The sequence below is a fragment of the Vibrio sp. 10N.261.46.E11 genome, from assembly GCF_041472735.1.
Taxonomy (GTDB): Bacteria; Pseudomonadota; Gammaproteobacteria; order Enterobacterales; family Vibrionaceae; genus Vibrio.
Map to the genome: position 1 here is coordinate 24,881 of NZ_JBFRQW010000031.1, position 26,868 is coordinate 51,748.

The 26,868-nt window shown below is 44.4% G+C and carries 21 protein-coding genes; 5 read left to right on the forward strand and 16 right to left on the reverse strand.

Annotated features, from left to right (window positions below; all coding sequences use genetic code 11):
- Positions 1 to 27 precede the first annotated feature (27 nt).
- Positions 28 to 2,514: an EAL domain-containing protein gene (locus AB4407_RS10315; RefSeq protein WP_372120480.1), complete on the forward strand. Its 2,487-nt coding sequence runs from the start codon at positions 28 to 30 to the stop codon at positions 2,512 to 2,514.
- Positions 2,515 to 2,723: 209 nt separating this feature from the next.
- Here AB4407_RS10315 and AB4407_RS10320 read toward each other — a convergent pair whose 3' ends face one another.
- The 13 genes from AB4407_RS10320 to pilM form a co-directional block, all read right to left on the reverse strand.
- A complete protein-coding gene (locus AB4407_RS10320; protein WP_372120481.1) occupies positions 2,724 to 5,321 on the reverse strand; it encodes an ExeM/NucH family extracellular endonuclease in 2,598 nt (865 codons plus the stop codon).
- Positions 5,322 to 5,705: 384 nt separating this feature from the next.
- The gene (trpS, locus tag AB4407_RS10325) at positions 5,706 to 6,722 is read right to left on the reverse strand and encodes a tryptophan--tRNA ligase (protein ID WP_010435234.1); all 1,017 of its coding nucleotides are present in this window, start codon (positions 6,720 to 6,722) and stop codon (positions 5,706 to 5,708) included.
- 180 nt (positions 6,723 to 6,902) lie between these two features.
- Positions 6,903 to 7,589 carry a phosphoglycolate phosphatase gene (locus AB4407_RS10330; protein ID WP_372120482.1) on the reverse strand — a complete coding sequence of 229 codons (687 nt, stop codon included), beginning with the start codon at positions 7,587 to 7,589 and terminating at the stop codon, positions 6,903 to 6,905.
- 118 nt (positions 7,590 to 7,707) lie between these two features.
- Entirely contained in the window at positions 7,708 to 8,382 is a 675-nt protein-coding gene (gene rpe, locus AB4407_RS10335; protein ID WP_041472932.1) for a ribulose-phosphate 3-epimerase, read from the reverse strand.
- Positions 8,383 to 8,570: 188 nt separating this feature from the next.
- A complete protein-coding gene (locus tag AB4407_RS10340; RefSeq protein WP_372120483.1) occupies positions 8,571 to 9,431 on the reverse strand; it encodes a Dam family site-specific DNA-(adenine-N6)-methyltransferase in 861 nt (286 codons plus the stop codon).
- Between the two features lie 69 nt (positions 9,432 to 9,500).
- Positions 9,501 to 11,018 carry an SPOR domain-containing protein gene (locus tag AB4407_RS10345; protein WP_372120484.1) on the reverse strand — a complete coding sequence of 506 codons (1,518 nt, stop codon included), beginning with the start codon at positions 11,016 to 11,018 and terminating at the stop codon, positions 9,501 to 9,503.
- Positions 11,019 to 11,097: 79 nt separating this feature from the next.
- The gene (gene aroB / locus AB4407_RS10350) at positions 11,098 to 12,186 is read right to left on the reverse strand and encodes a 3-dehydroquinate synthase (protein WP_372120485.1); all 1,089 of its coding nucleotides are present in this window, start codon (positions 12,184 to 12,186) and stop codon (positions 11,098 to 11,100) included.
- Positions 12,187 to 12,210: 24 nt separating this feature from the next.
- Positions 12,211 to 12,729, reverse strand: a complete 519-nt coding sequence (gene aroK / locus AB4407_RS10355) for a shikimate kinase AroK (RefSeq protein ID WP_009848907.1) — start codon at positions 12,727 to 12,729, stop codon at positions 12,211 to 12,213.
- 176 nt (positions 12,730 to 12,905) lie between these two features.
- Positions 12,906 to 14,624 carry a type IV pilus secretin PilQ gene (locus AB4407_RS10360; RefSeq protein WP_372120486.1) on the reverse strand — a complete coding sequence of 573 codons (1,719 nt, stop codon included), beginning with the start codon at positions 14,622 to 14,624 and terminating at the stop codon, positions 12,906 to 12,908.
- 35 nt (positions 14,625 to 14,659) lie between these two features.
- Positions 14,660 to 15,181, reverse strand: a complete 522-nt coding sequence (locus AB4407_RS10365) for a pilus assembly protein PilP (RefSeq protein ID WP_372120487.1) — start codon at positions 15,179 to 15,181, stop codon at positions 14,660 to 14,662.
- The gene (locus tag AB4407_RS10370; RefSeq protein ID WP_372120488.1) at positions 15,165 to 15,794 is read right to left on the reverse strand and encodes a type 4a pilus biogenesis protein PilO; all 630 of its coding nucleotides are present in this window, start codon (positions 15,792 to 15,794) and stop codon (positions 15,165 to 15,167) included. Before AB4407_RS10370 ends, AB4407_RS10365 begins: the two co-directional genes overlap by 17 nt.
- Positions 15,787 to 16,401, reverse strand: a complete 615-nt coding sequence (locus AB4407_RS10375; protein ID WP_372120489.1) for a PilN domain-containing protein — start codon at positions 16,399 to 16,401, stop codon at positions 15,787 to 15,789. The genes AB4407_RS10370 and AB4407_RS10375 overlap by 8 nt, the downstream gene beginning before the upstream one ends.
- Positions 16,385 to 17,410, reverse strand: coding sequence for a type IV pilus assembly protein PilM (pilM, locus tag AB4407_RS10380; protein WP_372120490.1), 1,026 nt, complete (start codon positions 17,408 to 17,410; stop codon positions 16,385 to 16,387). Before pilM ends, AB4407_RS10375 begins: the two co-directional genes overlap by 17 nt.
- Positions 17,411 to 17,561: 151 nt before the next feature.
- Between pilM and AB4407_RS10385 the strand changes: the two genes are divergently transcribed.
- A complete protein-coding gene (locus tag AB4407_RS10385) occupies positions 17,562 to 20,120 on the forward strand; it encodes a penicillin-binding protein 1A (protein WP_372120491.1) in 2,559 nt (852 codons plus the stop codon).
- 118 nt (positions 20,121 to 20,238) lie between these two features.
- Here the strand turns inward: AB4407_RS10385 and oxyR are convergent, their stop codons facing one another.
- Positions 20,239 to 21,132: a DNA-binding transcriptional regulator OxyR gene (gene oxyR, locus AB4407_RS10390; protein WP_372120492.1), complete on the reverse strand. Its 894-nt coding sequence runs from the start codon at positions 21,130 to 21,132 to the stop codon at positions 20,239 to 20,241.
- A 223-nt stretch (positions 21,133 to 21,355) separates the two neighbouring features.
- Here oxyR and AB4407_RS10395 point away from each other — a divergent pair, with 223 nt between their 5' ends.
- Together AB4407_RS10395 and AB4407_RS10400 are read left to right on the forward strand one after the other, a co-directional pair.
- A complete protein-coding gene (locus AB4407_RS10395) occupies positions 21,356 to 22,084 on the forward strand; it encodes a glutathione peroxidase (protein WP_372120493.1) in 729 nt (242 codons plus the stop codon).
- 311 nt (positions 22,085 to 22,395) lie between these two features.
- Positions 22,396 to 23,862 (forward strand): dihydrolipoyl dehydrogenase, encoded by a 1,467-nt coding sequence (locus tag AB4407_RS10400; protein ID WP_372120494.1) that lies wholly within the window; start codon positions 22,396 to 22,398, stop codon positions 23,860 to 23,862.
- A gap of 112 nt (positions 23,863 to 23,974) precedes the next feature.
- Here the strand turns inward: AB4407_RS10400 and AB4407_RS10405 are convergent, their stop codons facing one another.
- Positions 23,975 to 24,322: a RidA family protein gene (locus AB4407_RS10405; RefSeq protein ID WP_004729674.1), complete on the reverse strand. Its 348-nt coding sequence runs from the start codon at positions 24,320 to 24,322 to the stop codon at positions 23,975 to 23,977.
- 87 nt (positions 24,323 to 24,409) lie between these two features.
- Here AB4407_RS10405 and AB4407_RS10410 point away from each other — a divergent pair, with 87 nt between their 5' ends.
- Positions 24,410 to 24,658: a DUF3624 domain-containing protein gene (locus AB4407_RS10410; RefSeq protein WP_372120495.1), complete on the forward strand. Its 249-nt coding sequence runs from the start codon at positions 24,410 to 24,412 to the stop codon at positions 24,656 to 24,658.
- Between the two features lie 254 nt (positions 24,659 to 24,912).
- On the opposite strand, the gene argH is transcribed toward AB4407_RS10410, so the two are convergent.
- Positions 24,913 to 26,787 carry an argininosuccinate lyase gene (gene argH, locus AB4407_RS10415; protein ID WP_017061136.1) on the reverse strand — a complete coding sequence of 625 codons (1,875 nt, stop codon included), beginning with the start codon at positions 26,785 to 26,787 and terminating at the stop codon, positions 24,913 to 24,915.
- Between the last annotated feature and the right edge of the window lie 81 nt (positions 26,788 to 26,868).

Here is a 26,868-nt window from a genome sequence, read left to right on the forward strand (position 1 = left end):
TGTGAATTTACTGACTTTAATAGAAAAATGAAAGAGAACAAGCTCGTCTACCTAATTCGTTACATACCGACTATAACTGTGGTTCTATTCTCTATTATCGTTTTTTCGTTATCGGTCAATGATAGCTATCGACGAACCAATCAAGAAATCACCCACATAGAGTCCGATATTGTTGAAGAAAAAAAATCCTATTTAAAAGCTCAAGTCAGCTATGTCAACAAGCAGCTCAACTACTTAGAAGAAACAACAATAACTACACTACGCGACAGTATAAAAACTCATACTCTCCGCACTCACTCCATACTAAATCAACTGTACAAAGACAACCCACAATTAAGTGAACAAGAGTTTACAACCTTGGTTCGTTCGAGTTTGAAAAACTACAGATTCAATGACGGTCGTGGTTACCCTTTTATTTATCACCATGATGGAACTGTTATTTTTCACCCTGTTTTTCCTAGTATGCAAGGAGCCTCTAAATGGGAGTTTCAAGATGCTAAAGGACACTTTGTTGCTCAGGAGTTAACAAAAAAAGCGATTGAAGAAAAAGAAGGCTTTCATAAATGGTGGTTTCTAAAACCGAATTCATTCGCAAAGCAGTATGAAAAAATCGGCTATATCGTTAATTTCTCGCCATATAATTGGTACATAGGTACAAGTGACTTTATTACAGATGTCCAATCAGACATTCAAAATAATGTACTCGAATGGTTAAGTCAGCTTCAAATTGGTCAACAGAGTAACTTCTACGTTATCGACACTAAAGGCGATGTGCTGGCTCATACCACTCCTAGCTTTATTGGTACTAATATCCATAATATTAAAAACATACACTTCCGTACTCAAGCAGTCGCGCTGTTGGAACAATCGGATGTCTACGTTAGACACTTAGCAGCCGACAATCACTCGTCAGAAAACCTTAGTTATGTCATCAAAAATAGTACTTGGGGCTGGACGATAGGCGCGAGCTTTAGTGTCACTGCATTAGAAAGACTTGTTGCTAAAAAAAATGCCGAGTTGATTGAAAAAAGAAATGATGAGCTCAATCGCTTAGCACTCATGTATAGCATAGTTGTTCTATTAGTCGGACTACTCTCATATTATGTAAGCACTCTAGTTTCTCGTCGCTTTGAATCTTATCAAGCTGAAATTCAATCTGACTTTGAAAAGCTCAACACTGCAAACAGCACGCTGAATCACTTTGCTAATCATGACCAACTGACTGGGCTTTTTAATCGACACTTTTTTGAAGTCTATATGGAGAAAGAGCTGGCCAAAACTCAATCAGATGACGATAAATTTCTTGTCTGTTTTATTGATGTAGATAACTTTAAAAACATCAACGACTACTACGGACACAGTGTTGGGGACGAACTCTTAATACAGATATCTCAAACGCTTAAAAAAGTATGCCCTAATTTTTCAGAAGTGTTCCGGTTCGGAGGTGATGAATTTATTGTTACTTTCCCTGCTCTAAACAGCCTAAAACAGGCAGAAAGCGTCATGAAACTATTTCATGATGAACTTGCGACCAAGTATCAATGCTTTGAGCATGAATTTGATATCAGTTTTAGCTTAGGTGCCGCCTTGTATCCCGATCACGGGCGCACTGTCGATGAGTTACTCGCAAGCTCTGATATTATGCTCCATTCTGTGAAATCAGAAGGCAAAGCAAACTGTGCTATTTTCTCATCAAAAACCTCTGCGAAAAATCAACGTAAGTTTCTGATTGAAGACAATTTACTTACAGCTATAGAAAGAAGAGAAATTTATTTAGATTATCAGCCTCAGTATTGCTTACAGTCTGGAAGGTTATGGGGAATCGAAGCGCTAGCTCGATGGAAAAGCCCAACATTGGGTAACGTTTACCCTGATGAATTTATCTCCGTCGCTGAAGTCAGTGGTCACATACGCGCATTAGGTTGGTATCTTATTGAATTAGCCTACCAACAGTATTCAGAACTCGACTTTCCAGACGATGCTCCTACTTTACTGGCACTGAACTTATCACCAGTTCAAATTGGTGAAACAAACTTTGCTGAAAATATCATTAAAATAACAGAGCGCTACGGTATAAACCCATCCCATATATGCCTAGAAGCCACCGAAGGCATCATGCTAAAAAATCCGGAAGAGGTAGCAAAAGTTGCGTATCAACTTCGTAGTAAAGGGTTTCACTTGGCCTTAGATGATTTTGGTACTGGGTACTCTTCGTTGAAGTATTTGTCATTACTTCCTATTCATGAAATTAAAATAGATCGTAGCTTTATTTGGCAACTTTCAGAATCGAATACCGCTCATGAACTATTAAAAAGCATTGTCGCAATTGGGCGGTCTACAGGAACAAGAACCGTCGCTGAAGGTGTCGAAACCATTGAACAACTAGAATATGTTAAACAATATGGATGTGACATTGTCCAAGGGTACTTATTTTCAAAACCGGTATCACTGGAAAAAGCGGTACAAATACGCCAGTACGACCTTGAAAAGATGGAATCATACCAATCACAGTAAGTAAGTGTTCAAAAATAGCGCAGGAAAAAAGCTTGAGAACAAGGCGGATTTTTTTGATAAGTAGTTATTCTACAATCAAAAAATCTAACGACGTTATCTAGATTTTTAACAAGCTAGGGTGAACAGTTATTTACTACGATTGGTATCAATGAGTAGCTAAAATATAAACCGCTACCTATAGGTAGCGGTTTATTATGACTCGAAAAGCCTTATGACTTACGACGACGCCACATTGCTAAGCCAAACAATGACATCAGCGCACCGAAACTAAACGAACCACCGACTTTAAGCTCAAGAACTGCCGGATCATGATCCGATGAACGGAAGTGATCTTGGTACTTAGGTAGATCGCCTTTGTACTCTTCGTTGTAGTCAAACAACGTCGATTCGCCACCGTTAATATGCCAGTCAGTTGCATCCACCACCATGTCTTTCAGGCTGTCGCTGATCAACAGGTGATCCAGAGCGCCCACTTCGTCATTGTATGAGTAGCTCCAGCTGTCTGGGTGCTTTTGAGCCACTGCATTAATGTAGCCGTAGTTCTTAGTAATCACCGCACCGCTGTCACCAAACTGCTCGATGCCGTCAATGTAAGTGTTACGCGCCGCTTTGATTTGCTTGCCGTATTTCTCTTCAGAGTAATCCGTCAGCACCAGCATTGGGTCTTCCATGCCGTACGAGTTCATATCACCCAGAATCACTTTATGGCCTTTGATGCCGTCTAGCGCTTCACCCAGCGCCACCGCAGCAGCTACACGGAAGTTCTCACATGAACCTTGCTTATCGGCATCAACGCCACCTTGACCGCCCTGCTCAACGGGCGCTGCATCTTCCCAACACTTAGAACCTTTCGATTTAAAGTGGTTGATCGCTACAGTGAGTTTCTCTTTGGTACCCTTAACTTTGAAGGTTGGCGCTAACGAGTCGCGTTGGTAGTTCTTACCGTCTTCAATCACCTTGCCAGAATCATCTAACACTTCTGGTGCCTGTTGGCTTGGCATCGCGATAACACGGCTGTCTTTAAGCTTAACGACCTTCTTACGATAAATAACACCCGTTGTGATTACGTCAGTACCAATCGAGTCCATCTCGTCGGTTACGCCATCTTCATTTGAATCAACAGCGACAAACGTATAACGGTCTTTCTTACGCTCAATGCGATCATTCAGTTGGTTTACAAGCTGCTGAATGGCAGAGCCTTCACCAAAACCGTTGTTCTCAATTTCCATCAAACCAATGATGTCGGCATCTAGACGAAGAATCGCGTTCACAATCTTCTCTTGCTGCAGCTCAAACTCAGTGATGGTGTTCGCGCCACGGTTGTTGCCGTGTTGGTTCGCGTCACCGCCAAATGGAGAGTTAAAGTAGTTTAATACGTTGAAGGTCGCGATACGTAGATCACCTTCGTCCATATCAGGCTTGTCAGTACGTGGGTCATTACGTACAAAGTTCTTAGCCGAGATCTGGTTAGTCGCAATTAAACGGTACTCACCGTAGCTGTAAGTCAGCACGCCTTCTAGGCCAACAATGGTGTCATCAATACGGATGTAGTCTTCTGTTGAACCATCTTGGTCGATGTCGGTACGGCCAAAATCTGGGTAGAAAGGAACTTGGCCATCACCCGCTTTTTGATCCGTTTCAACGAAAAGACGACGGTCTGCGTTATCTTTAGTTTGCTGTTTCGCCTCTTCAGAACCTGCTGCAGATAACTGGTTCGGCTGCATATTGATACGCTCATGGGCCAATACCATGTTGTTACGACGACCTGCGTAGTCATAACCAAAGGTACGAGTGACACGCATATCAAGCGCTTCGGTTGTTTTCACCAACATGCCTTCATGGCGTTCAAGCGTTGCAGCGAAGTTCTCGTCATTGTCTAAGGGTTCAATTGCTGTCGCTTCAGGCGCTTGTTGCTCACCCTGCTTAAACCATTGGTTGTTTTCAACTTTAAGCTGAGTATGGTTGTAGTATTCTTGAACCTTACCTTTCACACACACTACATCGCCCGCAGCCAGTTCTGAACTCGATTGATTGGTGTGGATAAATAGACCTTCAGAAGTGCTTGAATTGAAGTCATCCTTAAGCGCTTGCAGATAGAAGCCTTTGGTTAGGCCCGTTGTCACTGCGCTAACCACACCTTTTACGAAATACTCATCGTCGGTGATGTACGGGTAGCCATCAATGAACGGTGATGTTGCGCCTTCACCTTGGATCTCTTGAATAGTCGTGAATACAGGAGCAGAGCCATCTTGCGTACAGGCAAACGCGTCAGGCAACTCTACATTGTCTAGTGAACCTAGCCCTTCAATACTGTCCTTAGGTAACGATACCCATTGCGAAGCATCAAACGTCGCAGAAGGTGTTTGTTTAGCACGAACCAAAGTAACATCCTTACCCCAGTCCACATCGCCCATCAAACCGACAACATCGTGCACCGAACCATCTGAATTCAAGATAGCCAGCGGATCGTCACCATTGTGATTAGCAATCGACGCGTTAAGAATATCAGCTGCCGCTTTAATTTCGTCACTTGCGCTGGTGTGCGCAACCACAAGTACTTCACCGGGCGCTAAAACGTGGCCATTCAAAGGTAAAGTGGCGCCCCATGATCCATTGCCATTCGCAGACTTCGCCAACGAGTAACCATCTAAATTAATGCTGCTATCGCCGTTATTGGCAATCTCAACCGCTTTGTTATAGCTGCCGCCCTCCACATATTGTGAAATAAACAAATCAGCGTGTGCGCTTGTGGTTAACAAGCTACCAATTGCCACTGCTAGCAATGAAGGTTTATGTAAAAGAGCCATCCGTTTCACCTAAGTTCATCGATTTATAGTCACTGCCATCTATGGACAGTCATGTATTTTGTGGTAACTATCAGGTTTATTTATGAAAGGAATAAGTCAGTTGGCAAGAAAATGAGGAACTTATCACTTTGGAATCATCAATTGTTTGGCACGTTTTATATTTCCAACATATATAGAAACAAGAGTGACTCTATAAAACTTGAGGATGCCAAATAAGATCAACTGCACAGCATTAGCATGATGAATGTGTTAGCTAGATAATGCTTAAATTATCAATTCAAACAAGAGATTTACTGGGAAGGTAAATGGAGCAGGCAATAAAAAGCCCAAAGTAAACAAAGTCACTTTGGGCTTGAATTTCTAAACGAGTCGTTTCAGTTCACTCTATGGGCGAGTAACAAAACCTACCGCTTCGTATGCTTTTTTCAGTGTTACTGCAGCACGCTCAGACGCTTTTTCAGCACCCGCTTTCATTACTGCGTCCATGTAAGCACGGTCAGCACGGATACGGTGGTATTCAGATTGAATCGGCTCAAGCATTTCAACTAATGCTGCGCCTACGTCTTTCTTGAATGGACCGTACATCTCAACGCCTTGGTATTGCGCTTCAATCTCTTCAAACGTTTTACCCGTCGCTGCTGAATAAAGACCCATTAGGTTAGAGATGCCCGCTTTGTTTTCCCAATCGTGGGCAATACGTGGTGGCGTTTCTGCATCGGTTTGCGCTTTGTTGATCTTCTTGATAATCGACTTAGGCTCTTCTAGCAGAGTAATCACGTTCTTACGGTTGTCATCCGACTTAGACATTTTCTTCGTCGCATCTTGCAGGCTCATTACACGTGCATTCACTGTTGGAATGTAAGGTTCTGGTACTTGGAAGATTGGCGTTTCAGGACCGTAGATGTTGTTAAAGCGAGTTGCGATATCACGCGCCAGCTCTAAGTGCTGTTTCTGGTCGCTACCTACAGGCACCTGGTGAGCGCCGTAAAGCAGAATGTCTGCAGCCATCAACACCGGGTAGTCGTATAAACCTACGTTTACATCATTAGAGTGACGCGCAGACTTATCTTTAAACTGAGTCATACGGCTCAGTTCACCCATTTGCGTGTAACAGTTAAGAAGCCAACCAAGTTGAGCATGCTCTGGTACGTGTGACTGAACAAATAGCGTGCTCTTCTTTGGATCAACACCGACAGCAAGACAGATTGCTAGTGCGTCTAGAGTCGCTTCATGCAGTGCTTTCGGATCTTGGCGAACCGTAATTGCGTGAAGGTCTACAACACAGTATTGGCAATCGTAATCATCTTGCATCTGTTGCCATTGACGTAGAGCACCCAAGTAGTTACCGATACTTAGTTCACCAGATGGTTGAACACCACTCAATACGATGGGCTTGCTCATGGTTTTAATTCCTTTGCTTGTTCGCTTTGCGTCTTAACAACTCAGTTTTTAATAACTGAATCTCTTAAAAACTTAGCTTCTTAACTTTAAAATAGAAAGCCGCACAGCTCTTCTGTACGGCTCAACCAGTGTACTCATTGATAAGTATTTTGCTAGTAGGTTCGCTAACTTTTGTCCGCTTTATGCTGAAACTAGAACGACATCTAGTAATTGCGCAATGTTGTCTGCGACATAATCAGGGTTTGATACTGAAATCGGTTCACCGTGGTTGTAGCCATAAGTCAGACCAAACGAGTGGCATCCTGCATTCTTAGCCGCTTTGATGTCGTTGCTTGAATCACCAACCATCAACATCTCTTCAGCCTTCACATTGTGCTTTTCTAGCAACCAGTTCAGCGCTACTGGATTCGGTTTTTTCTCTGGGAAAGAGTCGCCGCCTAAAACATCAACAAAGTACTTATCGATACCGTGTTGCGCCAGAACGTCGGGTACAAACTTCGATGGTTTGTTGGTCACAAGCGCCATAGTGAAACCCGCATTATGCAGCTCTGCCAGCGTCTCTTTTACTGATGGGTAAAGGTGGCTCAGCTTGTGGCCGCCCTGTTCGTAGAAATCATCAAACAAGATGCGCGCTTTCTTAAGCAGCTCAGGCTCTAAGCTTGGGTCAACAGTTAGGTTGCGGCTGAGTGAGCGCCCGATAAGCACGTCAGCACCATTGCCAACATAGTCGCGAACTTGTTCTTCACTCACTGAAGGGAAACCCAGCTCCTGACAAGCTTGGTCAGCGGCGACAGCTAAATCAGGCACGCTGTCTAACAAGGTTCCATCCAAATCAAAGGCGATCAGTTTTATTGAGCTTAATGACATCTTACTTTCCTATTTATAATTGTCGTCTTATGTGTTGAGCGATAAGACGTAAAAAAGGGGCCAATTAGCCCCTTTATCTAAATTTTTGATTTTAGGTCAACTGACCCTAGTTCTACTTTTATGCGTTAACTTTTGCAAGCTCTGCACGCATCTCATCAATCACTTCTTTGTAATTTGGTTGATTGAAGATCGCTGAACCGGCAACGAACATATCTGCGCCCGCTTCTGCAATTTCACGGATGTTATCAACCTTCACGCCGCCATCAATCTCAAGGCGGATATCACGGCCTGATTCGTCAATAAGTTTACGAACTGCGCGCAGCTTATCAAGTGTGTGAGGAATGAAAGATTGACCGCCAAAGCCAGGGTTCACTGACATAAGTAGAATCATGTCGACTTTGTCTAGGATGTAATCAAGGCAAGAAAGTGGCGTTGCTGGGTTCAATACTACACCTGCTTTACAGCCATGTTCTTTGATTAACTGTAGAGTGCGATCAACGTGCTCAGACGCTTCAACGTGGAAGGTAATCATTGATGCGCCAGCTTTGGCAAACTCAGGTACTATGCTGTCTACTGGCTTAACCATTAGATGAACATCGATAGGAGCTGTGATGCCGTAGTCGCGCAATGCTTTACAGATCGGTGCACCAAAAGTCAGGTTAGGTACGTAGTGGTTATCCATCACATCGAAGTGCACAACGTCGGCACCGGCTGCGAGTACTTTTTCGACGTCTTCACCAAGACGAGCAAAATCTGCAGACAAAATCGATGGAGCGATTAGAAAATCTTTCATACCAAACCTCTTAAGAGTGAGTAAATTGCGAATATCACCGCCTTGTGACCTCTCATACACAAGTACAAGACTCAATCCCAAGACTATTTGGTGTGCAATTCTACCTAAGCACCTAAGCAGATCCTAGCAGTTCGAAAGATTAGTTTAAGAAAGTACCCGTGGGTCACTCAATTTAATGAGTTCGAGGATTATGCTGACGACGACAATTCTGTTGAAGCGTGTTGCTGGTTTTTCTCCTTATGGAAAAGCGCCAGTAACTCATCAACTTTATTGCGCCCTGCGCCATTACGGCTAATGGTGCGCTTAACCTTGACCACGTTCAGTTCCGCACCATGGTATAAACGGCGCGTTAAGGTTGTGTCATGGTTTGAAATCAAGACAGGAATATCGCGTTCCATCGCCGCTTTTTCAGCGACATCCGCCAGTGCAGCTTGGTCATCTAAGCTAAAGCCGTTACCTGCGTAAGAGGTGAAGTTAGCGGTATTTGATAGCGGTGCGTAAGGAGGATCACAGTAAACCACGCAGCCTTTGCGAGCACGGCTAAAGGTTTCATGGTATCCCTCACAAACGAAAGTGGCCTTTTTCGCTTTCTCAGCAAAAAACTCCAGCTCGGCTTCTGGGAAGTAAGGTTTTTTGTAAGAACCAAACGGAACGTTAAAACCGCCCTTCTTGTTGTAACGACACAGGCCATTGAAGCCAAAACGGTTCATATACAAGAAGGCAAGCGAACGATACATGACGTTGTCGGTATCGTTGAACTGAGCACGAACATCTAAGAACACTTCTCTACGGTTATTCTCCGGACAGAACCAGCGCTTCGCTTCCGTGATATAAGTTTCAGGATCGGTTTTAAGTAGATTATATAGGTTGATAAGATCGGGATTAATATCTGCAAGTAGGTACTGTTCAAAATCAGTATTCAGAAATACTGATCCGGCACCGACAAACGGTTCTACCAATTTACGAGCAGGTGGCAGGTGACGTTGGATGTCTTCAACTAGGCCATATTTACCACCAGCCCATTTTAGAAAGGCACGCTGCTTTTTCATTTACTGCTCTATCTATCAACTCAAAAATAAGGCTGCGGAATGTAACATATTTTGAGGCTAAGCTCAGGGTTATTTCGCACGTTCTATCTCTCGATGCACTTGATTCATCGATTTTGCCCAAGGTTCCAACTGTTGAAGGGGTGTTGATAACGCACTTGCCGCATCTCGCGCCACTTGAATCGTTGGATAATCTTGATAAGTGATAATAAACCACTTGGTGTCATTACGAAGTGTTGGGTAAATACGAACCTTGTTCTCAAGCTCATACTCTTCAATGAAAGATTGTACATCTTCCAATGAGGTCATCGCACTCAACTGTAGGGTATAAGCGCGCGGCGAGATAGCTTGTAGCTCTTCGCGTGCAAATGAGAAAGTAATCTTTTTGGTCGGTGGCGTTGATTCAGTTAGATCTAATTCTTCATCGACTGTTGGTTGTGGTTCGACTTGTGCAGAATCAGGTTGCGCGCTAACCGCTGCCCCTGTGTTTTCCTCAACAGCCACATCAATCGCGCTGGTATCGGCACTTTCAGGCTTGTCATCAAGCAGAGCATCAACCACGTCAGAGGTGATCACAACGCGTTGCTGATCTTGCTCGACTTCTCCAACACTCGCGGTATCTTCAACGACAGTTGGTGGCAGAGACGAACTGTCATCATCAGCACCTTGATAACTCATATCAACTTCGGCTTCAGAATCAACAGTTCCGTCGATTGTGTCTTGCTCAGTTGCATTTTCCACTTCCAACGTTGGAATAGCTGTCTGTTCAATAGGGGCGATAATAGATTGCGCTTTATCGTCAGGCGTTGGTTGATTAAACATCCACCAATAACCACCACCAATAGCAACTAACAGCAAGGCTACCACAATCGCAATATTGACGGGTGAACCAATTATAGAACGAATAATAATCCTTTTTTCCACTTTCAAGTCTCCTAAAGCCATTAGTTCACCGGGTAGAGGCTGCGCTTTTTTAAATGCATTTCGCACCCGAGATTCTGATTCATCATCGACATATCGAATCACCAGTGACTCAAAGAAATGTTCAGCTTCTGGTTGTGAAAGATCATCGATCTCAAGGGCGATAGGTTTGTGCGGCTGACCATAACTAAGTCGTGTTAATAGCGTGTCTAAGTGGCCAGTTTGCGAAAAGAGAACGATATTGATCGTCCATTGAGGATTAGATTGAGCTTCAAGTACCAACATCCATAATTCTGATACCAGTAGCTCAGACAGTCGGTGGGCGTCATCAATAACAATAAGCACATTACACGACTCTCCATCCAGCAGCCTAGCAAGGCTATCAGATAACGAATCATGTTGATTAAAGAGTGGATCAGAAACAATCTGACTAAGAATAAGTGCGCGGCGCTGTTGATCGTCTTGGCTTGGGTGACAAAGCAATAAACACTGATTTTTTTCAGTTGACCATGCTTCAAGATAACGCTGAGCTAACCAAGATCGGCCAGAACCCGTTTTACCAGCAACATTTACAAAATTTGAACCAAAGTTAGTTAAAAGCTGTAAACGCTCTAGCAACTCAACTTGAGACTCTAACTCCAATACTCTTAAATCATGAGCCAAACTCATTGGGGATCCCTACTGATAAGTTCGATCTGTAAAGCGCTTCAGTTGCCTAACGTTTAGCTAGGCAACCTCATAGCCGAATTTAAAGAGTACGGCAGAAATCAATCGCTTGTTTAATGATGTCTTGAGGTACATCAGCAACCACTTCAGCAGTACCAATACTTGTTGGTAATACCAGACGCAACTGACCAGACAGCACTTTTTTATCGCGCATCATGTGCTTCATAAAGTCTTCAAAAGACATGCTTTCTGGCGTATGGATTGGTAGTTTCGCATTCTTGAGTATAGAAATAATTCGCTCAAGTTGCTGCTGAGAAATCAGTCCCTGTAATTGGGCGGTTTTTGCTGCCATTACAGTGCCTGACGACACAGCTTCACCATGTAGCCAATTACCATAGCCTAGTTCTGCTTCAATCGCATGACCAAATGTATGACCTAGGTTCAATAACGCTCTGATTCCTGACTCTTTTTCATCGATAGCAACCACTTCAGCCTTAATTGCACAACAACGAGCAATCGCGGTGATCAGTGCCTCTTCATCAAGTTGATACAGTTTCTCTAGATTCTGTTCCAACCAGCCAAAAAAGGCTTCATCGTAAATGATGCCGTATTTGATCACCTCAGCCATGCCAGCTGCAAACTCACGCTCTGGAAGCGTTGATAGGCAGTTAGTATCGATGATGACAGATTTCGGTTGGTAAAAAGCGCCGATCATATTCTTACCAAGAGGATGGTTTACTGCGGTTTTACCACCAACAGAAGAGTCCACTTGAGAAAGAAGGGTGGTCGGGATTTGAATGAAATCAATACCGCGTTGATAACAAGAGGCAGCAAAACCAACCAAATCACCGATAACACCACCACCTAAAGCAATCACCACCACATCGCGGCTGTAATTTCCTTCAAGCATGTAGCTCATCACTGAATTGAACGTTTCAAGGGTTTTGTACTGTTCACCGTCTGGCAGCTCGAGAAGAGATGTCTGACAGCCTACTTGATCCAATAGCGATAAAATTTTATCTGCATAAAGAGGCGCTACTGTCACATTACTGATAACAACAACTTTCTGCTTGCCTGATAAAAAAGAAAGGTACGCCGGGTCTTCAAATAACCCGGCGCCAATAGAGATAGGGTAGCTACGCTCAGCTAGATTGACCGTAATCCGTTCCATGGGTTTGCTCTCCGAAAAATGAACTTAACGTTCTTCTAGCATTTTTACGATCTGGTTGGCTACCACTTTTGCACTTTGGTCGTCAGTACGAACTGTGTAGTCCGCCACTTCTTCGTATAGTGCGTTGCGAGATACAGCTAGATCTTCTAGCACATCACGCGGGTTGTCTGTTTGAAGTAGAGGGCGTTTCTTGTCGCGGTTAGTGCGAGCAAGTTGCTTTTCAATTGTTGTCTCTAGGTATACAACAATGCCTCGTGCAGATAGACGGTTACGGTTTTCTTTGCTCAGCACTGAACCACCACCTGTCGCAAGAACAATACCTTGTTCTTCTGTCAGATCGTTGATTACAGATTCTTCGCGCTTACGGAAACCATCTTCGCCCTCAACATCAAAAACCCATGCGATGTCCGCGCCAGTGCGCTCTTCGATCACAGTGTCAGAGTCTAGAAACTCCATATGAAGTTGGGAAGCTAGGTGTCTACCAATTGTACTTTTGCCGGCGCCCATTGGGCCAACAAGAAAAATATTGCGTTTCTCAGCCATGTTTTTAGCAGTAATTTACAACGTTAATTCAATGACATCGCCACAAGGTAGGTCAGTACAAGTACTGAAATTAAAAGGCCCGTGGCACCGATTCCTCACAGATAATTCGTGATAAGACCCGAAATTATCAAGGTTAGGTGCCACTAATGCAACTTTATTTTTAATCTAATTGCTCATTACTGAATCACAACTTTAGGTGTAACAAAAATAAGTAGTTCACTTTTGCCTACATTTTCATAGCTACGACGGAACAATGCGCCAAGAACAGGAAGGTCTCCTAACAGTGGAACTTTATCAACTTGGCTGCTCACACTGTGTTGAAAAATACCACCCAACACGACCGTTTCACCATTATTAACAAGCACTTGCGTCCCAATTCTTTGCGTATCAATAGCGACAGCTTCACCGGTGCCGGTTTTCACCACTTGCCCCGGCCTATCTTGAGTCACGCTCAAATCCAATACCAAACGATTGTCGGGTGTGATCTGCGGAGTCACCTTGAGACTCAATACCGCTTTCTTAAATGCGACTGAAGTAGCACCACTTGAAGAAGACTCTAAATAAGGGATTTCAGTACCTTGCTCAATATAAGCGGGTTTTTTATTGGTGGTAATTAAGCGTGGGCTAGAAATAATCTCTGCTTTCGACTCTTGTTGCAGTGCTGACAATTCAAGATCGAGCAAGGTATCAGAACCCAGCTTGGCTACCTGAAACGCAATACTCGACGCGCTCGGGGAAGTTGCTCCTAAATTAACGTTGAGGAAATCGTCAATCGCACTATTCCCACCATTATCGTCATACGGCGTAATTTGCGATGGATGGTTGCCCTCTATCGAGCCGCCAACTTTGAAGCTTCCGTTGGTCGAGGAAACGCCCCAACGCACTCCTAGTTCATCAAGATTACCCTCAGTAACAGTGACAATACGTGCTTCTATCTGAACTTGCTTCACGGGAATGTCTAGCGATTCAATAATGCCTCGTATCACCACAATGTTTTCTTCCAATTCACGAATCAACAGGGAGTTAGTTCGCTCATCAATGGTAATCGAGCCTCGCTCGGACAGCATGCTTACCGCCCCTTCCCCACCAATCATGTCGGCAATGTCGGTGGCTTTGGCAAAGTTAATCTTGATGATTTCCGACTTGAGTTCACCTAGCTCTTCTTCCAAGCGAGATTTCTCTAGTGCTTGTTGCTCTCTAAGGTCGAGCTCAGCTTTAGGTGCCACCAAGATAACGTTGCCATCAACACGCTTATCCAACCCCTTAACTTGCAAGATAATGTCGAGAACTTGCTGCCAAGGCACACCATCTAAACGTAAAGTCAGATTACCCGTGACTGAATCAGAAACAACGAGATTGAAATCGTTGTAATCAGCAATAAGCTGCAAAACATTACGTACAGGGATATCTTGGAAGTTAATCGATATCACCTTGCCTTCTTTTTCTAAAACATTTTTCTCTATTGTCACTTCATCAATAGTAGGCCTACTGATCACTACCTCAATAAAGCGACCTTTTAAGTTGTATTCATATTGATAGTCACCAGCGATCGTTGCCAACAATCGCGTACTGGGCGTTTCCTTATACACCTCAATGCCTTCAACTAAGGTCGCGAAGTCCTTCACATCCAGGAGGTAGAGCTTATCGTCATTCACCTGAGTATTGAGTAACTCGATACTTAAACCTTCCTGAGCACGTTGAACATCCACCACTGCAGTGCTGGTTGCCAATTCGATAATGATGACGGCGTCTTTCTCCTTGTTGACCCTAAAATCAATATTTTCCAATTGATTTGGCAAGCTCTCGGCATAGCTGAACACGCTAACCACCAACATCACAGACACAGCAAAACCTTGTAGAGCCTTGCTCACTAATCGACTTATTCCTTTATTCATATTTACATCTCATATCCACATCATGTGACATTGGTTTACTTCAGAGCGAGCTTAACGTTGCGCTTATGCCAACAACCTAAACCATCTGGAAGGGTTTCATTAATCTGTACGTACTGGCTCGTCACCTTAGTAACTCGACCATTGTTTAAGCCAATAAACTGACCTTTTTTCACATTGACCACGTTCCCTTTTGGGGTTTGTACTAACCCTGAAACGCTTGTTCCACTACCCATTACGCCTCTTAAACGCAGCTTACTCAGCGGGTATTTTTCTAACTTGCCAATACGAGAACGAGCGTTCGGCTGCCAACAGTCTTTCTTCACCAAGGGTTGATTTTGCACCATGGCTTCTTTAGGAAGTTCAAAGGGAGGACGAAAGGCGTGCCGTTGATAAGTTGCGGCCAAGAACTCTGTTTCTGGGACAAGTTTTTCTACCTCTTTTCTCGCCTTAGCTTCAACTTGCCTCACAAAATCTTCTAACGAATCCTGGTTGGCTTTACAGCCTGAAAGCACAAGCAGTAACAATAGGGATAAAAGGACGCTATTGAATTTCATCATTCACCTCCGATTTAAACTGATAGGTATAAGCTCGAACCCTGAAGTGCAGCGTGCTGCTTTCTTGACTGACTCGTTGCCAATTCACATCATCGAAGCTAATAATGCGCGGCAGTTTTGCGATGGCTGCGGAGAAATCACCAATCTCGTGGTAATCACCGGTTAGCTCAATATTGAGGGGTAACCGATAGAGGAATTCCTTGTTCTGCTTTTGCCCCCAATCAATGCGCGTAAAGGTCAGCGCATTATCCAAACCAAGTTCATTCACTGAGGCCAACATACTGGCGAGCTCCTTTTGAACGGGTAGTTGCTCTAACAGATAGTCGTAGCGACTGGTTAGCTCATCCAACTGACTCTGAAGCTTAGGCAAAGCCGCAACCTTGTTCGCTTTTATCCTTAATGTTGCTTTCAAAGTCTGCTCTTGCTGCTTCATCTGCTGCAGTTCATCGTCTAAAGGCAGCACATACAGCCAAGTCCCGACACCTTGGATTAATATCATCAGCAACAGAATAACGAGCAGTTGGGGCAACAACGGCCATTCGGTGATCTCATCAGCATCGAGATCTTGCAAGCTCACACTATTTTGCCAGCTAATCCTACGTTGAAGGTTAGCCATGATTTGCCCCCTTCTCTTTTCTGCTCGCGGTTGCGCTCTCTGCGGTTGTGTTTTCTAAAGAAACAGGGCTAAACACAAAAGAGACCTTGAAGGTCTGAAACTCTTTATTGAAGCGCTTTCGGTTATGGATAATAGAGTGCATCTCGACCCCTTTAAGAGAATCAGAACGCTCTAGATTGTCCAACATTGTGGCGAGGCGAGCCGTACTGTCGCTGATACCTGCCATCTCAATCTCCTGACCATTCATCTTTATCTTGTCGACATACACGCCCTCAGGAATCAGCTCCGGCATTAGATTCATAAAGTCGGTGGTCTTATTACGGCCAAGCTGCAGAGACTCCACGACATCAAGTCGAGTCAGAATGGCTTTGTGTTCTTGTTCTGCGACTTTTAACGATTGAATTTGTCGGTCGAGCTCGGCAATGTATTGATTAAGATAATTGAGGCGAGCTTGCTGTTTGGCTTGTTGACCCTGAAAATAGTGACCAACCGCCCATTGCCCTGTAAGTGCAATGATGACGCCAAGAATGACTAGGTGGATAAAACGCTTCTTGTGCTGAGCGCGAATCTCATCACGCCACGGCAGCAGGTTAATTTGATGCAACATGCTTTTCTCCTTGCCACTTGAGTCCACTCATCGCCATACCCGCGGCAATGCCGAAATGTTGCCAGTTCATCGGCAGTTGGTGCCGCTTCGCCACCTTGTTCTCAAATAACGATAAAGGATTGAGCGATTCACAACTCATCTGGAAATGGCGCTCTAGATCTTCAGCTACCATCGGAATGCTGGCTCCTTCGCCCATCAGCCAGATCCCGGATATCGGCTCAAGCGCATTCACTGAGGAATAGAGTTGCAACTGTCGCTTAAGCTTTTCAACCAAATTGACAATAAACCGATGTGTGTCCTCTGCGGTGCCGAATACACCTTCTGTATAACTCGGGCTGTCAGTATCGCGAAGATCTTGAGTACCAAAAGCGATGTCTTTATAGAAAGGTGCTGAATCCTGCGGGATAATGCCTAACGACGTTTGGTCAACTCCTACGTCCACCAGCAACCAGTTACTTTTTTCAGGATAAAGGCGTGAAGCCAACTGCCAAATATTGAGCAGACCATGTGCTTGGGTGTCGACGACAACAGGTTTAAATCCGGCTTTATTTAAAGCATCCGCTCGACTGTCTACAACTTCCTTACGAGTCGCATATATCTGATAGCTACTTGTCGATCCTTTACCAAATCGTTTGTCTTCCAGCTTTACAAAATCTAAACTCAGCTCCTCGATAGGAAAGGGAGATTGATGAGCAAAGGTTTGATAGATAGAAAACTCCTTTTCTCTGTCTTCTAACTCACTCTCTATTTGCAGTACTTTGCTGATCACCGTGTTATCGGGTACCGAAATGGCGACGTTGCGACAGCCAAAAGGCAGTCCTTTCCTAAGTTCTTTAAGTTTCTTAACAGTTTTCTGATACTCCAAAGTATGGTTAGCTGTAAAAATGTCGTCCGAAATCGGCAGCTCTTTGTATCCCACTAGGGCATACAACTCCCCCACGGGTTTTAGTACCACGGCTTTGATGCTGTGATGATTTATATCTATACCTGTAATTAATGATGAACCCATGTGACCTAGCTCCTGAAGTGCCAAGCATTTCGTTGATTATCTAGGGGTTGTGATTATTAGTTAAATAAGCGTTAATAAACGAAAGCTAAGTTTTTAACCTAGAGTACAAGGGTTTGCTGCTTATCAGCCTTAACTAATCAGGGATTATCCGGTGAAGTTCATAAAGCGATTATTCATATTTACATTGATTTGCATGATTCTTGGAGTCAGTACAATTTTCGGGTTTTATTATTACGTAAAACCCGAGTTGCCTGATGTTGCCACTTTGCGCGACGTAGAACTCCAAACCCCGATGCAAGTCTTCAGTCAAGACGGAAAGTTGATCTCTCAATTTGGTGAAAAGCGTCGCAACCCAGTGACTTATGACGAGATACCTCGCCACCTAGTTGAGGCCTTGATTGCTACCGAAGATAGCCGCTTCTACGAGCACCCTGGTATTGACCCAATTGGTATTACTCGAGCAGCACTCGTGGTTGCTATGTCCGGTTCAGCCAAACAAGGGGCAAGTACCATAACTCAGCAGCTTGCGCGTAACTTCTTCTTATCTAATGAGAAAAAGATCATGCGTAAAATCAAAGAGATCTTCATTGCGATCCACATTGAGCAACTTCTTAGTAAAGAAGAGATCATGGAGCTGTACGTAAACAAGATCTTCCTTGGCCACCGTTCATATGGTTTCGGCGCAGCAGCGCGTGTTTATTTTGGTAAGGATCTTCCTGAGCTCACCTTAAGTGAATTGGCTACGCTTGCGGGCATGCCAAAAGCACCTTCAACTATGAACCCTATCTATTCTGTTGAGCGTGCGACCAACCGTCGTAACGTGGTATTACGTCGTATGCTAGACGAAAAATACATCACTCAATCAGAGTACGATGAAGCTCGCAGTGAAGAACTTATCTCGAAATATCACGGTGCCGAGATTGAACTAAGCGCACCATATGTAGCAGAAGTTGCACGAGCTTGGATGGTGGAACGCTATGGTGAAGCCGCTTACACATCAGGCATGAAGGTGTACACGACCGTTGATTCAAAACTGCAAAAAGCTGCGAACCAAGCCGCGATTAAGAACCTACTCGGCTACGATGAGCGTCACGGTTACCGTGGTGCTGAAAAAGTATTATGGCAAACGGCACAATCGGCTTGGGATCAAGAACAAATCGTTAAGCACCTTAAGTCTCAACCGACCTATGGTGACTTAGTACCAGCAGTTGTAACCGCTGTTGATTCGAAAAGTGCTCAAGTTTGGGTTAAGAACCAAGGCAAAGGCACTATCGAATGGCAAGGCATGAACTGGGCACGTAAGTTCCTAACAGACGACCGTCAAGGCCCAGCGCCTTCTCAAGCGAAAGAGATTTTGGCTGTTGGTGAGCAAGTTTGGGTTCGCCATGAAGCAGTAACAGGCGATGAGGTATCTGAAGAGCCTACCGAAGAAACAACAATTAAACCTGAAACACCGGTTGTATGGCGACTAAGCCAAGTGCCAAATGCAAACACCGCGTTTGTTGCCATGAACCCTAACAACGGCGCAGTATTGTCGATGGTGGGTGGCTTTAACTTTGTTCACAACAAATTCAACCGTGCGACCCAATCTATTCGTCAGGTGGGTTCTGGTATCAAGCCATTTATCTACTCAGCGGCGATTGAAAAAGGTTTAACACTAGCCTCACTGATCAACGATGCGCCTATCAATCAATGGGATAAGAGCCAAGGTACGGCATGGCGACCAAAGAACTCACCACCGACCTATGTGGGTCCAACTCGTTTACGTATTGGCTTAGCTCAATCTAAAAACGTAATGGCGGTACGTGTACTGCGCGAAGTGGGCTTGGATGATACTCGTAACTACCTAACTCGATTTGGTTTTGATATTGACGAAGTACCGCGTTCTGAAACCATTGCTCTGGGTGCGGGTAGCTTAACGCCAATGAAGGTAGCACAAGGTTACTCAGTATTTGCGAATGGCGGCTACTACGTTGAACCTTTCTACATCAGCCGCATTGAAACACCATTTGGTGAGACTGAATTCCAAGCGACACCGAAAGTTGTGTGTAAAGACGATTGCCAACAGCCAATGACCTCAGATTCAATGGCTAATGAGTTTGCAGAGCAAGATGTGGATGCCCAAGTACAGTACGCACCTCAAGTGATCACTGAGCAGAACGCGTTCCTTGTTCGTGAAATGATGTACAGCAACATCTGGGGCGGCGGTGACTGGAGTGCCGGCACAGGTTGGAATGGTACAGGTTGGCGTGCTCAACCGCTGAAGCGTCGCGATATTGGCGGAAAAACCGGAACCACCAACGATTCGAAAGATACTTGGTACAGCGGTTACGGCCCTGGCATGGTGGCGACGGTATGGGTTGGCTTTGATAACCACAACCGTAACCTAGGTCGCACTAAAGCGAACTCTAACCTTGGTAAGAATCAGATTACAGGTGCAGAAGCGGGCGCTAAAACAGCAGAACCTGCATGGGTTGATTTCATGGGCACAGCGTTAGCGGGTGTTCCTGCACAACGTAAAGAGCTTCCAGAAAATATCGTTCGCGTTCGTATCGACCGTGAAACAGGCTTACTGACCAACAAGTTCGATAGCTCATCAATGTTCGAGTATTTCGAGAAAGGCACTGAGCCAACCGAGTACATTACTGAACGTTTCAATGATGACATCTACTCAACGTCATCAGGTGAAGCAGTAGAAGAGTTGTTCTAACTAGGGTTTGTTGCACCAAGTAACTGAACCAATAAAAAGGGTTGATATGAATTCATATCAACCCTTTTTTGTTATCTACAATTTAAACGGTTTTGTACCTACAATCTGAATTTGACCGTTAAGCTGTTTTTTCCAATTGAGTTCGGATAGTTTCAGCCAGTTGCTCAAAGCGCCCCTTTAACGGAGAACCCGGTCGGTAGGCAACAACAATGCGACGTGAAGGTGTTGGATTCACCGCTGGAACATAACACACACCATCTTTCTGTTTTTCCTTTGGTACCGATAGCTGAGGTAACAAGGTAATACCCGCCCCTGCTGCCACCATGTTACGCAGCGTTTCTAAACTGGTCGCTTTAAAGCGTTCATCATCTTTTGCACCCGCAGCAAAACAGAAGCCTAAGGCTTGGTCTCGTAAGCAGTGACCATCGCCCAGTGCAAGTACGGTTTGTCCATTTAACTGCAACATGTCGACAGTGTCTTGCTTAGCCCACTCATGATCACAGGGTACGGCGACGCTTAACGGTTCGTTATACACATCAATCTCTTTGAACGCAGCCGTTTCATCAACTGCAGCTAATACCAAGCAATCAAGCTTGCCATCTTCAAGTTGACTCACTAGCTGATGAGTCTGAGCTTCATGCAGGTAAAGCTCAAGATCGGGAAAGTTCTCTTTAAGATGAGGTATGATCTTAGGCAAAATATAGGGCCCAACGGTCGGGATAAAACCAATGTGCATCGGCCCCGTCATCGCTTCACCGTGTCCACTTGCCATATCTTTAAAAGTCTTTACTTCATTGAGAATACGCTTGGCTTGTTCAACAAGTTGTAACCCTGATTCTGTAAATATGACCTTCCTTGGGCTACGCTCGGTTAACTGGAGTCCAATTTCATCTTCCAGCTTACGTATTTGTCCACTCAGGGTGGGCTGACTTACAAAGCACGCTTCTGCCGCTTTTCGAAAATGTTTGTGCTCTGCGAGTGCCACTAAGTATTCAAAGTCACGAATGTTCATGATCTGTCTCTTACCTCAGGTTTTAATAAGAACAAGGGTCTGAATAGGAATATTTGGGGATAAAATACTTTTGATAGAATTTACCTATCAAAACCATAACATCAAACGATTAGAGCTATCAAAGAATTTATCTAATAATGGGCTCAACGAAACGAAACAGAGCAAAGAAAAACGTTAAGCTCTGATAGAACAAAAATTCAAAATACTATTTAAGGAAATCAATATGTTTACATCTAAAGAAGGTCAATCAATCCCTCAAGTAACATTCCCAACTCGCCAAGGCGATGCATGGGTTAACGTAACGACGGAAGAGCTATTCAAAGACAAGACAGTTATCGTATTCAGCCTACCAGGTGCGTTTACACCGACATGTTCTTCAAGCCACCTACCTCGTTACAACGAGCTACATTCTGTATTCAAAGAAAATGGTGTTGATGACATTCTATGTGTTTCAGTAAACGACACATTCGTAATGAACGCTTGGAAAGCAGACCAAGAAGCTGAAAACATCACATTCATCCCAGATGGTAACGGTGATTTCACAGACGGTATGGGCATGCTAGTTGAGAAAAACGACATCGGCTTTGGCAAACGTTCATGGCGCTACAGCATGCTGGTTAAAAACGGCGTGGTAGAAAAAATGTTCATCGAAGAAGACGTACCAGGCGACCCGTTCAAGGTTTCTGATGCAGATACTATGCTTAACTACATTGCTCCTGAGCACAAGGAACAAGAGTCAATCACGGTATTCACTAAGCCAGGCTGTCCTTTCTGTATGAAAGCGAAACAGAACCTAATCGACAAAGGTTTGAACTACGAAGAAGTAGTACTAGGTAAAGACGCAACAACAGTAAGCCTGCGTGCAATCTCTGGTCGCACAACAGTTCCTCAAGTGTTCATCGGTGGCAAACACATCGGTGGTAGCGAAGAACTAGAAGCTTTCTTAGGTTAATCACTTAGTCGCTAATAAAAAGCTTAAGTATTTAAATAATTTAAGCACTATAAGCTAACCCACCCTCTTGTGGGTTAGCTATTCCAAACTACTCTTATCTGAGTTTTGGAAAAAAGAATATAGCTCTGGCTCATCAGCTTTTTACTAACCCGTATCTAATCGAGTAATAGTTAGTAGCGAATATTTGAGTCACAAGCTAAACCTAATAAAACAGAATCACAAAACTGACCCGCAATCCTGACTCGCTAAAAAAATCACCAGAGTTGGAGGGGTTCGTTCAAACTAAATTTAGCTATTGCGAGAAAATTATTATGAAACAAGTCAATGTAGATGTAGCAGTTATCGGGGGCGGTACAGCAGGTTTAGGTTCTTACCGCGCTGCAAAAGCACACACTGACAGTGTTGTGATGATTGAAGGCGGTCCTTACGGTACAACCTGTGCTCGTGTTGGTTGTATGCCATCTAAACTGCTTATTGCTGCGGCTGAAAGTGTACACCAAATCGAGAAAGCTCCGGCTTTTGGCGTTCACCCACAAGGTGATATCGTGATTAACGGCCGTGAAGTGATGGACCGAGTGAAGTTTGAACGTGACCGTTTTGTTGGTTTTGTTTTAGAAGGTGTTGATGAAATCCCCGAGCAAGACAAGATCTCTGGCTACGCAAAATTCTTAGACAACAACACGCTGCAAATTGATGACCACACGGTTGTGACGGCTAAGCGTATTGTTATCGCAACCGGTTCACGCCCTGCATACCCTGCAGTTTGGAATGAACTTGGTGAACTTCTTATCATTAACGATGACGTATTCAGCTGGGATGATTTACCAGAGTCGGTTGCGGTATTTGGCCCAGGTGTAATTGGCCTAGAGCTTGGTCAATCACTGCACCGCTTAGGTGTGAAAACAAAACTGTTCGGTTTAGGTGGTCAAGTTGGCCCAGTAACCGACCCAGAGATCATGGCTTACGCCGACAAAGCCTTCAATGAAGAGTTCTACCTAGATGCCGACGTGAAAATCGAAAGCATGAAGCGTATTACCACTGAATCGGGTGAGGCTCGCGTCGAAATTCAGTTCATCAATAAGCAAGGTGAACTAGAAACCAACATCGTTGAGTATGTACTGGCAGCAACAGGTCGTCGCCCTAACACTGATAAGCTTGGCCTAGAAAATACCTCTCTAGAACTTGATGAACGTGGTGTTCCTATCGCAGACCACTACACACTACAAACATCGCTACCATCAGTATTTATTGCCGGTGACGCAAGTAACCAACTGCCTCTACTACATGAAGCAGCAGACCAAGCACGTATTGCGGGTGATAATGCAGGTCGCTTCCCTGAGATTCGTGCAGGCCTACGCCGCTCTAAAATCTCTGCGGTATTCTCTGACCCACAAATCGCGATGGTGGGTGAAACTTACAAAGAGATCACCACACGCTTAGGCACATGTGGTTGTTTCGCAACAGGTGAAGTGTCTTTCGAGAACCAAGGTCGTTCACGAGTCATGCTGCGCAACAAAGGTATTCTGCACGTATACGGCGAGCAAGGTACAGGCCGCTTCCTTGGTGCTGAAATGATGGGACCAAACGCAGAACACTTGGCTCACCTATTAGCTTGGGCACACCAGAACAAGATGACGGTTTCTGAAATGCTGGATATGCCGTTCTACCACCCAGTGATTGAAGAAGGTGTGCGAACAGCGCTACGTGACCTCAATGCGAAACTGCACTTAGGTCCAGAGATGGTGAAACACTGCCTAGATTGTGGCCCGGGTTGTTAATTTCAGGCCATAGATACAGGTAGTCGTTTGATCTGTTAACAAAGACTAGATACTAAAAAGGAAAGCCATTGGCTTTCCTTTTTGTTTTTGCTTGTATCTAAAGAGTTAGCAATTACTTCTCAGCAGCAATCACAGAGATCTCAACTAATAACGCTTCGCGAGCCATGTCGCCAGTCACACATGCGCGAGCTGGGGCGTGACCTTCAGGAACCCATGCATCCCAAACTGCGTTCATTTCTTGGAAGTCTTTCATGTCTTTCAAGTAAATCGTTGCTGACAGCATGTGCTCTTTGTCGCTGCCTGCTTGCTCAAGTAGCGCTTCTACTTTATCTAGCATCGTCTGTGTTTGTTCAGTGATGTCTTTAGTTGCATCAGCACAAACTTGGCCACATAGGTAGATAGTACCGTTGTGTTTAACAATACGGCTCATACGTTGCTTGGTTTCTTGGCGCTCAATCATCGATCTTCTCTCTCTATGTCACCGTGATCCAATATCTTGTGACGTGGTATTATCAGGGCAACAAGCATAACGCGAATCAAGCCCAAGATGACATGTATTCATTGCAATAAAAATGAAAAAATCTTCAACAAACTCGGTCGCTGCCAACGTTGTATGAACCAGCTCATGGTGCTGTCGCTCTTGAGTTGGGGAACATGGTGGTTACTTTTCAGGGAAGACCCGAAAACCATCAATGCCATCGCCTTGATGATGGCCGCTTTCGCGTTCAGTGGCTTGTTATCGCTGCATTGGATAATGAAGTTACTGGTGCTGCCTTTAAGGAACAAAAAGCGTTAGCTGAGGAGTTTGCTGGATAGGCAATAATGGTTAGATGATAGGTTCAATACATCAATCGTGCACCGTAATTATCGAGCTATTATCATTTACCAAACAGCGGATAGAAAAAAGCCCCAGAACCAATCGATTCTAGGGCTTTCTTAGAAAATTCTAAGAAAAAGCAGTGGTACTTTAATAGACCGGGCTTTTCTTAGTTTGTTCCCAAAAAAGATCAGATTTTTGATCTTTTTTTTAGGAGCTATAAAATCAATGTCTTATGCAACATTAACCTTAGCGATAATCTGTTCTACCAAGTTCACTTCCAACGCCACTTCATCACACGCATGTTGACGAGGACACTGGTCACAATCTTTCAGTACCTTCTCAGGCAGTAGAGATTTCGATGTCGGTAAGAAATCATGCTTCATGAAGAACTCTGGTGTACGAGTCAGCACAAATACCTTCTTGATGGCCATTTGGCGCGCCTTCTCAACCAAGTGCTGCACAATCGCAGTACCCTGCCCTTGACCTTGCCAGCCAGCCTCAACACCGAGTGAGCGAATTTCTGCTAAGCCAGAGTCATACACATAGAGTGATGCACAACCTGTCACCTCTCCATGATGTTCCGCGACCGCAAACGAGCCAATATCACGCACCAGTTCATTACGAGAACGAGGTAGATTTTCACCCATGTTCGCCCAGTAAGCGACCATGCCTTCTAACGCTTCAATATCAGTCAGACGAGCAGGACGAACCTTAACGATGGAAGTGTCACGCTGTGATAAACGTTTCTCAGCTTGGTCAACCGCGTAAGCCACTTGCTGTGGAGATACACCACCTAGCGCGCTACGTTTTTCAAGACACGATTCAATGGTCAGGATGTCATATACATCCTCTTCAATCACCTCAGAGAACTCTTTCATCTCTGCGATGGTTAATTCTTCTAATGCACAGCCTTTAGCAATCGCCGCTACTACTGTTACACCGACAATATGGTGAGCTTCACGGAAAGGAATCCCTTTCGCTACTAGGTAATCAGCCAGTTCAGTTGAGTTCGCGTAGCCTTGTTTCGCCGCTTCAAGTGTACGTTCGCCGTTCACTTTAATGCCGTCAAAACAGAGCGCTGCCATTTCCATACAATCATTCCAAGTATCTAAAGCGTCGAACAGACCTTCTTTATCTTCTTGCATGTCTTTGTTGTACGCCAAAGGCAGAGCTTTTACTGTCATCATCATTGCAGCTAGTGAACCGTAAACACGGCCAGTTTTGCCACGGATAAGTTCTAACGCATCCGGGTTTTTCTTTTGTGGCATCAGAGATGAACCTGAAGTCACGGTATCTGCTAACTCGATGAAGTTTGATTCACCTGAGTTGTAGAAAATCATATCTTCTGCAAGACGCGAAAGGTGAAGCATAGAGATAGAAGCGATCGACATCAGCTCCATCACATGGTCACGGTCAGAGACTGAATCTAGAGAGTTGCGCGTTGCACGACGGAAACCTAAGTTGTGAGCTAACTCTTCACGGTCCATCGGGTAAGCAGTTCCGGCAAGGGCACCAGAACCCAGCGGACATGTATCTAGACGCTTAATCGCATCATTCAAACGAGAATAATCACGCTCAAGCATTTCAACGTAAGCCAAGCACCAGTGAGCAAAAGTTACCGGCTGAGCACGTTGTAAGTGAGTGTAGCCAGGAAGCACAGTTTCTTGATGCTGAGAAGCAACGTTGACCATTTGGCTCTGTAGGCGATCCAATGCCAATAGCAGTTGGTTACCTTGCTGACGACACCATAATTTAAGGTCTGTCGCTACTTGGTCATTACGAGAACGGCCAGTGTGAAGTTTTTTGCCCAAGTCACCGACTTTGCCGATAAGTTGTTGCTCAACCCAGCTGTGAATATCTTCTGCATCAGAACGTAGAATCTGTTCAGGATCTTCCATCACCTCAAGTTTTAGCTCATTTAGCGCTAACTCAAGCTTCTGTTGCTCTTCCTCGGTTAATACGTTGACCGACAGTAGAGCTTTAGACCAGGCAATTGAGCCCACAATGTCTTGCTCAGCCAATCGGTAATCAAAACGAAGAGAATCGTTAAAATCTTTGAACCGGGTGTCTGCTGCTTGGGTAAATCTACCGCCCCATAATGCCATTGTGTATCTCCTAATTGCACAGTGCTCACTGTTTTTGCAAATGATAATTCTGATTAAGATTCAGTATTTTTCTGATGGTTT

Bases quoted from the DNA above. Each gene is read 5' to 3' on its own strand.
- rpe (WP_041472932.1), bottom strand. From the start codon at position 8,382: ATGAAAGATTTTCTAATCGCTCCATCGATTTTGTCTGCAGATTTTGCT.
- trpS (WP_010435234.1), bottom strand. From the start codon at position 6,722: ATGAGCAAGCCCATCGTATTGAGTGGTGTTCAACCATCTGGTGAACTA.
- aroK (WP_009848907.1), bottom strand. From the start codon at position 12,729: ATGGCTGAGAAACGCAATATTTTTCTTGTTGGCCCAATGGGCGCCGGC.
- AB4407_RS10365 (WP_372120487.1), bottom strand. From the start codon at position 15,181: ATGATGAAATTCAATAGCGTCCTTTTATCCCTATTGTTACTGCTTGTG.
- AB4407_RS10360 (WP_372120486.1), bottom strand. From the start codon at position 14,624: ATGAATAAAGGAATAAGTCGATTAGTGAGCAAGGCTCTACAAGGTTTT.
- pilM (WP_372120490.1), bottom strand. From the start codon at position 17,410: ATGGGTTCATCATTAATTACAGGTATAGATATAAATCATCACAGCATC.
- AB4407_RS10320 (WP_372120481.1), bottom strand. From the start codon at position 5,321: ATGGCTCTTTTACATAAACCTTCATTGCTAGCAGTGGCAATTGGTAGC.
- oxyR (WP_372120492.1), bottom strand. From the start codon at position 21,132: ATGAACATTCGTGACTTTGAATACTTAGTGGCACTCGCAGAGCACAAA.
- AB4407_RS10410 (WP_372120495.1), top strand. From the start codon at position 24,410: ATGACATGTATTCATTGCAATAAAAATGAAAAAATCTTCAACAAACTC.
- AB4407_RS10405 (WP_004729674.1), bottom strand. From the start codon at position 24,322: ATGATTGAGCGCCAAGAAACCAAGCAACGTATGAGCCGTATTGTTAAA.
- AB4407_RS10330 (WP_372120482.1), bottom strand. From the start codon at position 7,589: ATGTCATTAAGCTCAATAAAACTGATCGCCTTTGATTTGGATGGAACC.
- AB4407_RS10395 (WP_372120493.1), top strand. From the start codon at position 21,356: ATGTTTACATCTAAAGAAGGTCAATCAATCCCTCAAGTAACATTCCCA.
- AB4407_RS10400 (WP_372120494.1), top strand. From the start codon at position 22,396: ATGAAACAAGTCAATGTAGATGTAGCAGTTATCGGGGGCGGTACAGCA.
- AB4407_RS10345 (WP_372120484.1), bottom strand. From the start codon at position 11,018: ATGAGTTTGGCTCATGATTTAAGAGTATTGGAGTTAGAGTCTCAAGTT.
- argH (WP_017061136.1), bottom strand. From the start codon at position 26,787: ATGGCATTATGGGGCGGTAGATTTACCCAAGCAGCAGACACCCGGTTC.
- AB4407_RS10375 (WP_372120489.1), bottom strand. From the start codon at position 16,401: ATGTTGCATCAAATTAACCTGCTGCCGTGGCGTGATGAGATTCGCGCT.
- AB4407_RS10340 (WP_372120483.1), bottom strand. From the start codon at position 9,431: ATGAAAAAGCAGCGTGCCTTTCTAAAATGGGCTGGTGGTAAATATGGC.
- aroB (WP_372120485.1), bottom strand. From the start codon at position 12,186: ATGGAACGGATTACGGTCAATCTAGCTGAGCGTAGCTACCCTATCTCT.
- AB4407_RS10370 (WP_372120488.1), bottom strand. From the start codon at position 15,794: ATGGCTAACCTTCAACGTAGGATTAGCTGGCAAAATAGTGTGAGCTTG.
- AB4407_RS10315 (WP_372120480.1), top strand. From the start codon at position 28: ATGAAAGAGAACAAGCTCGTCTACCTAATTCGTTACATACCGACTATA.